General features: G+C 60.5%; 11 protein-coding genes. 10 read left to right on the forward strand and 1 reads right to left on the reverse strand.

Annotation, left to right across the window (positions count from 1 at the left end; translation table 11 throughout):
• Positions 1–93: 93 nt before the first annotated feature.
• Entirely contained in the window at positions 94–2,448 is a 2,355-nt protein-coding gene (locus tag K5K95_RS05990; RefSeq protein ID WP_222588715.1) for a glucose/quinate/shikimate family membrane-bound PQQ-dependent dehydrogenase, read from the reverse strand.
• 174 nt (positions 2,449–2,622) lie between these two features.
• Here K5K95_RS05990 and K5K95_RS05995 point away from each other — a divergent pair, with 174 nt between their 5' ends.
• From K5K95_RS05995 to K5K95_RS06040, 10 genes are all read left to right on the forward strand, one after another.
• Positions 2,623–3,084 carry an Lrp/AsnC family transcriptional regulator gene (locus tag K5K95_RS05995; RefSeq protein WP_027926714.1) on the forward strand — a complete coding sequence of 154 codons (462 nt, stop codon included), beginning with the start codon at positions 2,623–2,625 and terminating at the stop codon, positions 3,082–3,084.
• A gap of 206 nt (positions 3,085–3,290) precedes the next feature.
• Positions 3,291–4,973, forward strand: a complete 1,683-nt coding sequence (locus tag K5K95_RS06000) for a flavin monoamine oxidase family protein (RefSeq protein WP_222588716.1) — start codon at positions 3,291–3,293, stop codon at positions 4,971–4,973.
• A 13-nt stretch (positions 4,974–4,986) separates the two neighbouring features.
• Positions 4,987–5,781 carry a carbon-nitrogen hydrolase family protein gene (locus K5K95_RS06005; RefSeq protein ID WP_090179056.1) on the forward strand — a complete coding sequence of 265 codons (795 nt, stop codon included), beginning with the start codon at positions 4,987–4,989 and terminating at the stop codon, positions 5,779–5,781.
• A 48-nt stretch (positions 5,782–5,829) separates the two neighbouring features.
• Positions 5,830–8,256 (forward strand): pyrroloquinoline quinone biosynthesis protein PqqF, encoded by a 2,427-nt coding sequence (pqqF, locus tag K5K95_RS06010; RefSeq protein ID WP_222588717.1) that lies wholly within the window; start codon positions 5,830–5,832, stop codon positions 8,254–8,256.
• A gap of 155 nt (positions 8,257–8,411) precedes the next feature.
• Entirely contained in the window at positions 8,412–8,486 is a 75-nt protein-coding gene (gene pqqA, locus K5K95_RS06015; protein WP_009045898.1) for a pyrroloquinoline quinone precursor peptide PqqA, read from the forward strand.
• Between the two features lie 73 nt (positions 8,487–8,559).
• A complete protein-coding gene (pqqB, locus tag K5K95_RS06020; RefSeq protein WP_222588718.1) occupies positions 8,560–9,471 on the forward strand; it encodes a pyrroloquinoline quinone biosynthesis protein PqqB in 912 nt (303 codons plus the stop codon).
• Between the two features lie 121 nt (positions 9,472–9,592).
• A complete protein-coding gene (gene pqqC, locus K5K95_RS06025) occupies positions 9,593–10,345 on the forward strand; it encodes a pyrroloquinoline-quinone synthase PqqC (RefSeq protein ID WP_222588719.1) in 753 nt (250 codons plus the stop codon).
• Entirely contained in the window at positions 10,342–10,617 is a 276-nt protein-coding gene (gene pqqD / locus K5K95_RS06030; RefSeq protein ID WP_090179045.1) for a pyrroloquinoline quinone biosynthesis peptide chaperone PqqD, read from the forward strand. Before pqqC ends, pqqD begins: the two co-directional genes overlap by 4 nt.
• A gap of 4 nt (positions 10,618–10,621) precedes the next feature.
• Entirely contained in the window at positions 10,622–11,764 is a 1,143-nt protein-coding gene (gene pqqE / locus K5K95_RS06035) for a pyrroloquinoline quinone biosynthesis protein PqqE (RefSeq protein WP_222590299.1), read from the forward strand.
• Positions 11,730–13,562, forward strand: coding sequence for a S9 family peptidase (locus K5K95_RS06040; RefSeq protein WP_222588720.1), 1,833 nt, complete (start codon positions 11,730–11,732; stop codon positions 13,560–13,562). Before pqqE ends, K5K95_RS06040 begins: the two co-directional genes overlap by 35 nt.
• Positions 13,563–13,614 lie beyond the last annotated feature (52 nt).

The following is a 13,614-nucleotide window of genomic DNA, read 5'->3' on the forward strand; positions in this document are numbered from 1 at the left end:
TGTCCATCCCGGCATCCTTGCCCCACCCGGGTGAACTCCACAATAGAAAAAGCCGCGCAAAGGCGCGGCTTTTTCGTACCTGCGATTCAGACCTTACTTGGGCAACGCGTAGGCAATCACGTAGTCGCCGCGATCCGGCGACTGACGAGCGCCACCGACGGTGAGCAGGATGTACTGCTTGCCGGTTTTAGGTGAAACGTAGGTCATCGGCCCCGACTGGCTACCGACCGGCAAACGCGACTTCCAGATCTCATTACCGTTGCCGGTATCGAAAGCACGCAGGTAGAAATCCTGAGTACCGGCGAAGAACAACAGGCCCGACTGGGTGGCCAGCGAAGCGCCGAGGGTCGGCATGCCGATCGGGATCGGCAGGTGCATGCGGATGCCCAACGGACCGGTGTCTTGCACGGTGCCGACCGGCACTTGCCACATCAGTTTGTGGGTCTTGAGGTCGATGGCGGACATCGTGCCGAACGGCGGTTTCTGGCACGGAATGCCGGCCGCCGACAGAAAGCGTTCGCGCATGGCACCAAACGGCGTGCCTTCCTGCGGCACCACGCCCATTTCAATACCACTGGCCCCGGCGGCAATCTTGTTGCGCGGGATCATGTAGTTGGCCAGGCCCAGGCGCATGTCATTGACGAACATGTAGTTCGTGTTCGGATCCACCGAAACGCTGCCCCAGTTCATGCCTCCCAGCGAGCCCGGGAATTGCAACGCTCGATCAAGGCCCGGCGGGGTGTAGACGCCTTCGTGGCGCATGCCTTTGAACTGGATGCGGCACATCAACTGGTCAAACGGCGTGGCCCCCCACATGTCGGACTCGGTCAGGGTTTTGTTGCCGATTGACGGCATGTCCACCGAGAACGGCTGGGTCGGCGAATAGCGTTCGCCGGGCACATTACCCTGTGGCACCGGACGCTCCTCGACACGGGCGATTGGCACGCCGGTTTCGCGGTTGAGCAGGAAAATCTCGCCCTGCTTGGTGACTTGCGCCAAGGCAGGCTGCATGCCGCCTTTTTCGTCCGGCACGTCGTACAGCAGTGGCTGCGCCGGCAGGTCAAAGTCCCACAAATCGTGGTGAGTGGTCTGGAAGTGCCAACGCACCTGACCGGTCTTCACGTCGATGGCAACGATGGACGAGTTCCACTTGTCATCGAATGCCGTGCGCTGGCCGCCGAAAAAGTCCGGTGTGGCGTTGCCGGTTGGCAGGTACACGAGACCAAGTTTGGCGTCGTAGGACATTGCTGACCAGACGTTCGGCGTGCCACGGGTGTAGGTCTCACCGGCTGGCGGACGTTTGGTTGTGTTCGGGTTACCCGGATCCCACGCCCACACCAGTTCACCACTGCGCACGTCGTATGCGCGAACAACGCCTGGCGGTTCGCCGGTGGAATAGTTATCGGCAACACGACCGCCGACAATCACCACATCACCCGCTACCAATGGGGTCGAGGTTTGCTGGTAGTAACCGGGCTTTACTTCGCCCATGTCGGTGGTCAGATCGACCGTGCCTTTGTTGCCGAACTCTTCGCAGGGCTTGCCGGTGTCGGCATTGATCGCGATCAGACGCGCATCGCCGGTCGGCAGAAACAGACGTTTCGTACAGGCAGTGGGCTGGATGTCCGACGATGCAGGGGTTTCGGAATAGCCCAGGCCCCGGCAGCGTTGCCAGTTAGGCGCGGTGCCTTGCGGGTCGAATTTCCAGCGCTGAGTGCCGGTGTCGGCGTCCAGGGCGAAGACTTTGCCATAGGCAGTGCAGGTGTAGACCGTGTCGCCGATTTGCAGCGGCGTGTTCTGGTCTTCGGCACCGGCCCCGGTGCTTTGCGGGATGTCGCCGGTGCGGAAGGTCCATGCGACCTGCAACTTGTCGATATTGCCTTTGTTGATCTGATCCAGCGCGGCAAAACGGTTACCGGCCGTGGTGTTGCCCCAGTGGGCCCAATCCTTCTGTTCGGAGCCGGGTGTGACCGGCGTTACAGCCGGTTCCGTGCTGGCTTTGACGACGTGAGTCGGCACGAACATGTACGCCATCGTTGCAACAACGCCGACGCCGAGGATACCGGCCAAACCATAAGCACCACGGCCCGCCGTCGCGCCCGAAGCACGTACCAGCGTCGGATAGACCAGCGCCACGACCAGGCCGATCACGGCAAAGGTCAGCACGCGCGAGACCAGCGGCCAGTATTCAAAACCGCCGTCCCAGACCGCCCAGATCGCTGTCAGGATCAACGCCACGCCATACAGCCACGCGCCTTGCGGCTTGCAACGGGCGATCATCAGGCCCGAAACCAGCATCGCCAGGCCCATCAGCAAGAAGTACGCGCTCCCGCCGAGCGACATCAGATAAACACCGCCGCCGGCCAGGCCGAGTCCGATCAACGCGATCAGGATACCCAGCCCCAACAGCAACCATTTGCCGCCGCCGGCAGCCCCAGAATTATTCATGTCGGAAATTATCCCCATTTGTGACAAGCGCGAAATGATGTACTACCTAGTTACTTATGGCAATTTGTCGCAGATAAAAATGTCCCGAACGGTACTGAGGCCAGATCAAACCTGCGTTGTGCGAGCCGTGCTGTAACATGCCAAATCAATGTTTTGTGTTGCTGGAGACGACCCTTGCCTGACACCCGCCCGCCTGTTCTTGACGAAATCGACCGCCAATTGATCGCGGCCTTGCAGATCAACGCTCGCGAAAGCGTGGCCATGCTCGCTCGCCAATTGGGCATCGCCCGCACCACGGTGACCTCGCGCCTGGCGCGACTGGAGAAAACCAGAGTCATCACCGGTTATGGCGTGCGTTTAGGTCAGCGGGTGGTGGATGGCGGCTTGCAGGCGTATGTCGGGATCACGGTGCAACCGCGCTCGGGCAAGGAAGTGCTGCGCCGGCTCAGCGCCATGGCACAGGTGCAGCAACTGTGTGCGGTGAGCGGCGAATTTGATTATGTGGCGTGGTTGCGCACCGATTCGCCAGAGCAGCTTGATCAGTTGCTCGATCAGATCGGCAGTGTGGACGGGGTGGAGAAGACGACGACTTCGATCATCCTGAGCAGCAAGATTGATCGGGGGCAACCGGTTTGATCTGCAGCGTCTTTGAGGGCCTCATCGCGAGCAGGCTCGCTCCCACATTGGTCGGTGTGTAGCAGTTGATCGTCATATTGATCAGTTATTTGGCAAAACGACGACACATTGCGTCTTATTAACGTGTTCTACGCTCTCTAGAATGGCTGCCATCTTTTCCTATACTCAGATGCGCATTCCGCGTCGGGTCGCCAGCAAGGTCAGCCATGAACAAGAACAATCGCCATCCTGCAGACGGTAAAAAACCAGTCACTATTTTCGGCCCGGACTTTCCGTTCGGCTTTGACGACTGGATCGAACACCCGGCTGGCCTGGGCACTATTCCTGCGCACAACCACGGCGCCGAAGTGGCGATTGTCGGCGCCGGTATCGCCGGCCTGGTAGCGGCTTACGAGTTGATGAAGCTGGGTCTCAAACCCGTCGTCTACGAAGCCTCGAAAATGGGCGGCCGCCTGCGCTCGCAGGCATTCAATGGCGCAGAAGGCATCATCGCCGAACTGGGCGGCATGCGTTTCCCGGTATCGTCCACCGCATTTTATCACTATGTCGACAAGCTCGGCCTGCAAACCAAGCCCTTCCCGAACCCGCTGACGCCCGCGTCGGGCAGCACGGTGATCGACATCGAAGGCAAAACCCATTACGCGCAGAAACTGGCGGATCTTCCTGCACTGTTCCAGGAAGTGGCTGATGCTTGGGCGGACGCGCTGGAAGCCGGCTCGCAGTTCTCCGATATCCAGCAAGCCATCCGCGACCGCGATGTGCCGCGCCTCAAAGAGTTGTGGAACACCCTGGTTCCGCTGTGGGACGACCGCACCTTCTACGACTTCGTCGCCACCTCCAAAGCCTTTGCCAAGCTGTCGTTCCATCACCGCGAAGTGTTCGGTCAGGTCGGCTTCGGCACCGGCGGCTGGGACTCCGATTTCCCGAACTCGATGCTGGAAATCTTCCGTGTGGTGATGACCAACTGCGACGATCACCAGCACTTGGTGGTCGGCGGCGTGGAACAAGTGCCGCTGGGCATCTGGCGCCATGTGCCGGAGCGTTGCGTGCACTGGCCTGAAGGCACCAGCCTCAGTTCGTTGCACCGGGGCGCGCCGCGTTCCGGGGTGAAGAAAATTGCCCACGCGCCGGGCGGCCGTTTTGCCGTCACCGACACTTATGGCGACACCCGCGAATACGCAGCGGTGCTGACCACCTGCCAGAGCTGGCTGCTGACCACGCAGATCGAATGCGATGAAACGCTGTTTTCGCAAAAAATGTGGATGGCCCTGGACCGCACCCGCTACATGCAATCGTCGAAAACCTTCGTCATGGTCGACCGCCCGTTCTGGAAGGACAAGGATCCGGAAACCGGCCGCGACCTGATGAGCATGACCCTGACCGATCGCCTGACCCGCGGCACGTACCTGTTTGACAACGGCGACGACAAGCCGGGGGTAATTTGCCTGTCGTATTCGTGGATGAGCGATGCGCTGAAAATGCTCCCGCACCCGGTTGAGAAGCGCGTGAAACTGGCGCTGGACGCGTTGAAGAAGATCTACCCGAAAGTCGACATCGCCGCGCGCATCATCGGCGATCCGATCACCGTGTCGTGGGAAGCCGACCCGCATTTCCTCGGGGCTTTCAAAGGCGCCCTGCCCGGTCACTACCGCTACAACCAGCGCATGTATGCGCACTTCATGCAGGACGACATGCCGGCCGAGCAGCGCGGGATTTTCATTGCCGGTGACGATGTTTCGTGGACGCCGGCGTGGGTCGAAGGCGCGGTGCAGACCTCGCTCAACGCGGTGTGGGGCATCATGAAACACTTCGGCGGTGAAACTCACGCCGAGAACCCGGGTCCAGGTGATGTGTTCAACGAGATCGGTCCGATCGCCCTGCCCGAGTAAAAGGAATCGAGAAATGCGCGTAGCCCTGTACCAATGTCCACCGTTACCCCTGGATGTCGCCGGTAATCTGCAACGTTTGCATCAACTGGCGCTGGAGGCAAAGGGCGCAGACTTGCTGGTGCTGCCGGAGATGTTCCTGACCGGCTACAACATCGGCCTCGATGCGGTCAGCGTGCTGGCGGAAGTGCACAACGGTGAATCGGCCCAGCAGATCGCGCGCATTGCCAAGACGGCGGGCATCGCCATTTTGTATGGCTACCCCGAGCGCACCGAAGACGGGCAGATCTACAACGCCGTGCAGCTGATCGACGCCAACGGCGAGCGCCTGTGCAACTACCGCAAGACTCACCTGTTCGGCGACCTCGATCACTCGATGTTCAGCGCCGGACAGGATGAGTTTCCGCTGGTGGAACTCAATGGCTGGAAGCTCGGCTTTCTGATCTGCTACGACCTGGAGTTCCCGGAAAACGCCCGACGCCTGGCCCTGGCCGGCGCCGAGCTGATTCTGGTGCCGACGGCGAACATGATCCCCTTCGACTTCGTGGCCGACGTCACCGTGCGTTCCCGCGCCTTCGAAAACCAGTGTTATGTGGCGTATGCCAACTATTGCGGGCAGGAAGGCGAGATCCACTACTGCGGCCAGAGCAGCATCGCCGCGCCGGATGGCAGCCGTATCGCCCAGGCGGGCCTGGATGAAGCGCTGATTGTCGGCGAGCTGGACCGGCAGTTAATGATCGATTCCCGCGCGGCCAACCGCTATTTGATCGATCGTCGTCCGGAGCTTTACGGTGCACTGAACAAGCGCTGAGTCAGCGTTATCCGCTAGCATTAGCGCTTCTCTGTTCTGGAAGTGCTCATGCCTGCGCTGAATCCCCCTCGCCCCCACACTGAAACCCTGGCCAACGGCCTGCGGGTGACGCTGCGTCATGCTCCAGATTTGAAGCGCTGCGCTGCTGCGTTGCGGGTTTCTGCGGGCAGTCACGACGTGCCATTGGCATGGCCAGGCCTGGCACACTTTCTCGAGCACCTGTTGTTTCTTGGCACCGAGCGTTTTCCTGCGGAACAAGGGCTGATGGCCTACGTCCAGGGTCATGGCGGGCAGGTGAATGCTCGGACCAGCGAGCGCACCACCGACTTCTTTTTCGAATTGCCACCGCACGCATTTGCCGCTGGCCTTGAGCGTCTGTCAGACATGCTCGCTCACCCGCGTATGAATCTGGACGATCAGCAGCGAGAACGGGAAGTGCTGCATGCAGAGTTTGTTGCCTGGTCGCAGGATGAGAAAGCGCAACAGCAATTGGCGCTATTCGACGGATTGTCGCCGAGTCACCCGTTGCGTGGTTTTCATGCCGGTAACCGCGACAGCCTTCCCGTGCAGCAATCAACCTTTCAACAAGCGCTGAAGGATTTCCATCAGAAGTTCTATCGAGCCGGGCAGATGACGTTGAGCTTGGCCGGCCCGCAAAGTATTGAAGAGCTCAAGCAAATGGCGCAGAGCTTCGGCGCGGCGATTCCCGGGGGAGCAAACGTCCCGCAAGTGGCACCTGTGCGGCTGATGGAGTCTTCACAGACAAGTTATCAACAGGTCAACGGACCCAGGCTCGATCTGCTGTTTGCTTTCGAATCGCTACTGCCTTCATCGGCCCAAGCGTTGGCGTTCCTGTGCCATTGGTTGAACGCCGCGAAACCCGGTGGGTTGCTGGCTGAATTGCGCTCGCGCGGTTTGACTGAACATTTGAACGCCACACTGCTGTATCAGTTTGCCGGACAAGCCGTACTGCACATCGAGTTGACACAGGCTGCGCCGGCGAGCGCGATTCGCGAGAAACTCCTGGATTGGCTGGGCTTTTTTGCCTCGCAGCAAGACTGGGCTCGTATGCGCGAAGAGTACGCCACGGTGCTTGAGCGCCAGCAACAAGTCAGTAGTGCTCTGGAATTGGCCCGGCGCGACAGCGAACAGCTTGAAGACGGGTTAACCGAGCAAGGCGTTGTAGCACTCAAGGACATCCTGAAGAAAATCGGCGCTGTGGATAACTTCATCGGCGACTGGCAACTGCCAGCGCCCAACCCGTTTTTACACGTCGAGGCACCGGCGCAAAATGCCGGGCTGATTCGCGGGCAAACCAGTAAACACCGGGGCCTGAGGACGTTTGCCCAGGACCGCTCGCGTAGTCGCCGGGAAAACTCCCCGATGCAGTTCAGCCAGGCCTTGCCGGACAACACGGCACAAGGTGCGATTTATCTGCGCTGGCGCCTCGAGTCCAAACCGCACACCCGCCTTCAATACCATCTGGAAAATGGCCTGCAGTCGTTGCGCGAAGATGCACGTCAGGCTGGCGTTGACGTGTCTTTCAGCGTCTCAGGCAATGAATGGTTGCTGAAGATGACGGGGCTGCAAGCGCCGATGCCGACTGTCCTCGAACATGCGCTGAAAGCACTGACAACGCCTGACAGGGATTTCTCACAGGAAGAGCCGAAAAGCCCTGCACTCATACCGATTAAACACCTGCTCAAGGCACTGCCCGATCTTTGCCTCGAACCTTCGGCAAGCTCTGGCGACTTGCAACAACTGTGGTCGAGTGCGCGCTGGGAAGGCCTGGCGGTCGGCTTGTCAGCACACACTCAAGCGGCCTTGGCTTTACCCCTGAGCCGCGTACCCGGCGTTGCCGACACCCAACCGCCTACGCCACCATCGATCAACTCGCAGCGTCTGTGGACAACGCTCGACACCGGTTCCAGCGAACATGCATTGCTGCTCTTCTGCCCGGCGGCAACGCAGGACATCTGCGAAGAAGCCGTCTGGCGCTTGTTGGCGCTCGTCTGTCAGACCCCGATCTATCAGCGCCTGCGCGTGGAACTGCAACTGGGTTACGCGGTGTTCAGCGCACTGCGCCAGATCCATGGGCATACCGGTATTGTGTTTGGTGTGCAATCTCCGGGCACCGCACCATTGACGTTGCTGGAGCACATGGAACGCTTCCTGCGCGACTTGCCTGCCATGATCGACGGAATCGAGGAGGCTACGTTCATCGCACAACGTCAGGCGTTGTCCGATCAATTCAAGGCGACTGCATTACCCTTGACCCAAGCCGCCGAACTGCTCTGGCAGGGCAAGCAGGCTGGCCGTTCGTCGGATTACCTGACGCAGCTGCCCTTGTCGATTCTGGCCATCGATCGCGACGCCTTGGTCGCCGCCGCGCATCGACTGAGCAACGCCGAAGGTGGCTGGCGCTGCCTGGCCAGCAGCTCGGAACCGCAAGCGCCTTGGCAAGTGACAAAATGATCATTACCGCTGGCGCAATTAGCTTTTTCCGAGATAGCAGGCCAATCACTCGGTAATTTTGAGTAACATAGCCACCTAACTATCTGAACATCTCCAGCTGGAGGTGGACTATATGTATAGATCTCAACCGTCCCATCACCCTGAGGAGCGCTCCCATGTCCTGGTCCAAACCTGCTTACACCGACCTGCGTATCGGCTTTGAAGTCACCATGTACTTCGCAAGCCGCTAAGATTGTCGTGTGGTTCAGCGCCTCGGTATTGCCGAGGCGTTTTTATTTTCAGTGTTGAAATGATGGAGCGGCCATGTTTGTCCAGATTCTAGGTTCCGCCGCTGGCGGTGGTTTCCCGCAGTGGAACTGCAACTGCGTGAACTGTGCAGGTTTTCGCAACGGCACCCTCAGGGCCAAGGCGCGAACCCAGTCGTCCATCGCGATTTCCGATGACGGCGTGAACTGGATCCTGTGCAACGCATCACCGGACATCCGCGCCCAGCTTCAAAGCTTCACCCCGATGCAACCGGGCCGCGCCCTGCGCGATACCGGCATCGGCGCGATCATTCTGATGGACAGCCAGATCGACCACACCACCGGCCTGCTCAGCCTGCGCGAAGGTTGCCCGCACCAGGTCTGGTGCACCGACATGGTCCACGAAGACCTGAGCACCGGTTTCCCGCTGTTCACCATGCTGACCCACTGGAATGGCGGGCTGGACTGGAACCGCATCGAACTCGATCACAGTTTCACCATCCCGGCCTGCCCGAGTTTACGCTTCACCCCGCTGCCCTTGCGCAGTGCTGCGCCACCCTATTCGCCGCATCGCTTCGATCCGCACCCGGGCGACAACATCGGCCTGATCGTCGAAGACCTGAACACCGGCGGCAAACTGTTCTACGCCCCGGGTCTGGGCAAGGTCGACGCGCCACTGCTGGAGATCATGGCCGCCAGCGATTGCCTGCTGGTGGACGGCACGATGTGGGATGACGACGAAATGCAACGCCGTGGCGTCGGCACTCGCACCGGTCGGGAAATGGGTCACCTGGCACAGAACGGCCCTGGCGGCATGCTCGAAGTGCTGGAGCAATTGCCCAAGCAGCGCAAGGTGCTTATCCACATCAACAACACCAACCCGATTCTCGATGAGGATTCGCCGGAGCGCGCGGAGTTGGCTCGGCGCAAGGTTGAAGTGGCGTATGACGGCATGAGTATTGTGTTGTAGGACATCAAGACCGCGGCGCAGGCTCCCACAGGGGAATGCGATCAACTGTGGGAGCCAGCCTGCTGGCGATAAGGCCGGTCCTGACACCAAAGAATCCACCGGTCGTACCCGGAGAACTGAAATGACTGACACCCCGATGTCCCCCGCCGAGTTCGAAGCGGCCCTGCGCGCCAAGGGCGCGTATTACCACATCTATCACCCGTATCACGTGGCGATGTATGAAGGCCGGGCGACCCGCGAGCAGATCCAGGGCTGGGTCGCCAACCGGTTCTACTATCAGGTGAACATCCCCCTGAAAGACGCTGCCATCCTTGCCAATTGCCCGGATCGCGAGATCCGTCGCGAGTGGATTCAGCGTCTGCTCGATCATGACGGCGCGCCCGGCGAAGACGGCGGCATCGAAGCCTGGCTGCGCCTGGGCCAGGCCGTCGGCCTCGACCCGGACCAGTTGCGCTCCCAGGAACTGGTCCTGCCCGGCGTGCGTTTCGCCGTGGACGCCTACGTCAACTTCGCCCGCCGGGCCTGCTGGCAGGAAGCCGCCAGCAGTTCGCTGACCGAGCTGTTCGCCCCGCAGATTCACCAATCGCGTCTGGACAGCTGGCCGCAGCACTACCCGTGGATCGATCCGGCCGGCTACGAGTATTTCCGCACCCGCCTGGGCCAGGCGCGCCGCGATGTCGAGCACGGTCTGGCAATCACCTTGCAGCACTACACCACGCGCGAAGGCCAGGAACGCATGCTGGAAATTCTCCAGTTCAAACTGGACATTCTTTGGAGCATGCTCGATGCCATGAGCATGGCTTACGAACTGAACCGTCCGCCGTATCACAGCGTGACCGACCAGCGGGTCTGGCATAAAGGAATCACCTTATGAGTTTCGATCGCAGCAAGATCCCGACCTGGCGCCAGGGTTACCGCTATCAATACGAACCGGCGCAGAAAGGCCATGTCCTTCTCTACCCGGAAGGCATGATCAAACTCAACGAGAGCGCCGCGCTGATCGGCGGCTTGATCGACGGTGAACGCGATGTTGCGGCGATCATCGCCAAACTCGACGAGCAGTTCCCCGGCGTGCCCGAACTCGGTGAAGACATCGAGCAATTCATGGAGGTCGCCCGTGCTCAGCACTGGATCGAACTTGTCTGATTCCGTGTCAGACACGTTACCGCCTAAACCTGAAATCGGCTTGCCGCTCTGGCTGCTCGCCGAACTGACATATCGTTGCCCGCTGCAATGTCCCTACTGCTCCAATCCGCTGGACTTCGCCGAGCAAGGCAAAGAGTTGAGCACCGAGCAGTGGATCAAGGTGTTCCGCGAAGCGCGGGAGATGGGCGCCGCGCAACTGGGCTTTTCCGGCGGCGAACCGCTGGTGCGCCAAGACCTCGCCGAACTGATCGCCGAGGCGCGCAACTTGGGTTTCTACACCAACCTGATCACCTCCGGCATCGGCCTCACCGAGCAGAAAATCAGCGACTTCAAGAAGGCCGGCCTGGACCATATCCAGATCAGCTTCCAGGCCAGCGACGAACAAGTGAACAACTTGTTGGCCGGCTCGAAAAAAGCCTTCGCACAGAAACTGGAAATTGCCCGTGCGGTGAAAGCCCACGGCTATCCGATGGTGCTGAACTTCGTGACCCATCGGCACAATATCGACAAGATCGACCGGATCATCGAGCTGTGCATCGCCCTTGAGGCCGACTTCGTCGAACTCGCCACGTGCCAGTTCTACGGTTGGGCACAGCTCAATCGGGTCGGCCTGTTGCCCACCAGAGAACAGCTGGTCCGCGCCGAACGCATCACCAACGAATACCGCGCCAAACTCGAAGCCGAAGGGCATCCGTGCAAGCTGATTTTCGTCACGCCGGACTATTACGAAGAGCGCCCGAAAGCCTGCATGAACGGCTGGGGCAGCATCTTTCTGACAGTCACGCCAGATGGCACCGCACTGCCCTGTCACGGCGCGCGGCAGATGCCGGTGCAGTTTCCCAATGTGCGCGACCACACCATGCAACACATCTGGTACGACTCGTTCGGCTTCAACCGCTTTCGCGGTTACGACTGGATGCCCGAGCCGTGCCGCTCCTGCGACGAGAAAGAAAAGGACTTCGGCGGCTGTCGCTGCCAGGCGTTCATGCTCACGGGTGACGCAAGCAATGCCGACCCGGTATGCAGCAAGTCCGAACATCACGGCGTGATCCTCAAGGCCCGCGAAGAAGCCGAGCACGCGACTCAGACCATCGAACAACTGGCCTTTCGCAATGAACGAAACTCACGACTCATCGCCAAGAGCTGAACCCTTCAGCGCAGCCCGGGCCGTCGCGGCCGGTATCGACTTCGCCGAGTTGCAGGTCGGCAAGCATGGCCTGTTCTGGAACGAGTACCGTCCCCAGGATGCCGCCTGCCGGATCTGGCATTGGCGCGATGGCCAGGCGCAGTGCCTGACGCCGACAGGCTTCAGCGTGCGCAGTCGCGTGTACGAATACGGCGGTGGCGCGTTTTGCCTGACCGATGACGGGATTGTTTTCGTCAACGAGGCCGACCAGCAGCTGTATCTACAATCAATGGCTGGCGAGGCACCTGAAGTGCTGACGTCGGGGGAGTGCCGTTATGGTGACCTACAGTTCGCCAGCGGTCAGGTGCTGGCGGTTGAAGAGCATCGCGATCGGCATCGACTGGTGGCGATCGATGTGGCAGACGGCCGGCGACATCTGCTGGCCGAAAGCGCTGACTTCTACGCCGCGCCGACACTGAGTCCCGACGCGCAACGATTGGCGTGGATCGAATGGAGCCGTCCGGATCAGCCATGGACCGCGACCCGCCTGATGGTTGCCGAACGTAAAAGCGAGGGTGGTTTCGCTCAATCGCGTTGCGTAGCGGGCGATGGCGTTCAGGAGTCGTTGCAACAACCCCGTTTCGATAGCGACGGCCGTCTGTTTTGCCTGACTGATCGCGGCGGTTATTGGCAGCCTTGGGTGGAGTCGGCGGACGGCCTGAGCCCACTGCCGAGCGCCACCGCCGATCATGGACCGGCGCCGTGGCAGTTGGGTGGCAGCACTTGGTTGCCGCTGGGCGACAGCAACTACCTGGCAAGCTGGACGGAAGGCGGGTTTGGTCGCTTGGGTTTATGCGGCGACGTCAGTGAGGATTTCACTGGTGACTACAGCCGCTTTCGCCATCTCGCCCTGGATGAGCAATTCATTTACTGCATCGCCGCATCGCCGGTCAGCCCTGCAGCGGTCATTGCTATCGACCGCACTACCCGGCAGGTCAACGTATTGGCCGGAGGCATTGCCCCGTTGCCCGCCGAACAGATCAGCGTCCCTCAAACCCTGCGCTACCCCAGCGGCGCGGGAGAAGCTCATGGTTTCTTCTATCCGGCGATGACCGCAGACGCAAAGCCGCCGCTGGTGGTGTTCATCCACGGCGGCCCGACTTCGGCCTGCTACCCGATGCTTGATCCACGCATCCAGTACTGGACGCAACGCGGCTTCGCCGTGGCCGACCTCAACTACCGTGGCAGCAGCGGCTATGGCCGGGAGTATCGCCAGGCCCTGCATTTAAGTTGGGGTGAGGTAGATGTAGAGGACGCCTGCGCTGTCGTCGCCCATCTCGCCGGACGCGGATTGATCGACGGCGACAAGGCATTTATTCGCGGTGGCAGTGCCGGCGGCTACACCACTCTTTGCGCACTGGCCTTTCACAAGGTTTTCCGCGCTGGCGCCAGCCTCTACGGGGTCAGCGATCCGGTTGCATTGGGGCGCGCGACTCACAAATTCGAAGGCGATTATCTGGATTGGCTGATCGGCGATCCACTGCTGGATGCCGAACGCTACGCTGCGCGAACGCCGCTGCTGCATGCGCAGAACATCAGCGTACCCGTGATTTTCTTTCAGGGCGAACTGGACGCCGTGGTGGTGCCGCAACAGACCCGTGACATGGTCACCGCGCTGCAGGACAACGGGATTCTGGTGGAAGCGCATTACTACGCCGATGAACGCCACGGTTTTCGCAAGGCGCGGAACCAGGCCCATGCGCTCGAGCAGGAAGGGTCGTTTTATCGGCGGGTGATGGCGCTTGGGGGCAATGCCTGATTAGCGGCGCGGCCATCGCGAGCAGGCTCGCTCCCACATTGGATCTGCGGTG

It is taken from the genome of Pseudomonas sp. DR48 (genome assembly GCF_019823085.1).
Taxonomy (GTDB): Bacteria; Pseudomonadota; Gammaproteobacteria; order Pseudomonadales; family Pseudomonadaceae; genus Aquipseudomonas.

Bases quoted from the DNA above. Each gene is read 5' to 3' on its own strand.
- K5K95_RS06040 (WP_222588720.1), top strand. From the start codon at position 11,730: ATGAACGAAACTCACGACTCATCGCCAAGAGCTGAACCCTTCAGCGCA.
- K5K95_RS05990 (WP_222588715.1), bottom strand. From the start codon at position 2,448: ATGAATAATTCTGGGGCTGCCGGCGGCGGCAAATGGTTGCTGTTGGGG.
- pqqB (WP_222588718.1), top strand. From the start codon at position 8,560: ATGTTTGTCCAGATTCTAGGTTCCGCCGCTGGCGGTGGTTTCCCGCAG.
- pqqC (WP_222588719.1), top strand. From the start codon at position 9,593: ATGACTGACACCCCGATGTCCCCCGCCGAGTTCGAAGCGGCCCTGCGC.
- pqqF (WP_222588717.1), top strand. From the start codon at position 5,830: ATGCCTGCGCTGAATCCCCCTCGCCCCCACACTGAAACCCTGGCCAAC.
- K5K95_RS06000 (WP_222588716.1), top strand. From the start codon at position 3,291: ATGAACAAGAACAATCGCCATCCTGCAGACGGTAAAAAACCAGTCACT.
- K5K95_RS06005 (WP_090179056.1), top strand. From the start codon at position 4,987: ATGCGCGTAGCCCTGTACCAATGTCCACCGTTACCCCTGGATGTCGCC.
- pqqD (WP_090179045.1), top strand. From the start codon at position 10,342: ATGAGTTTCGATCGCAGCAAGATCCCGACCTGGCGCCAGGGTTACCGC.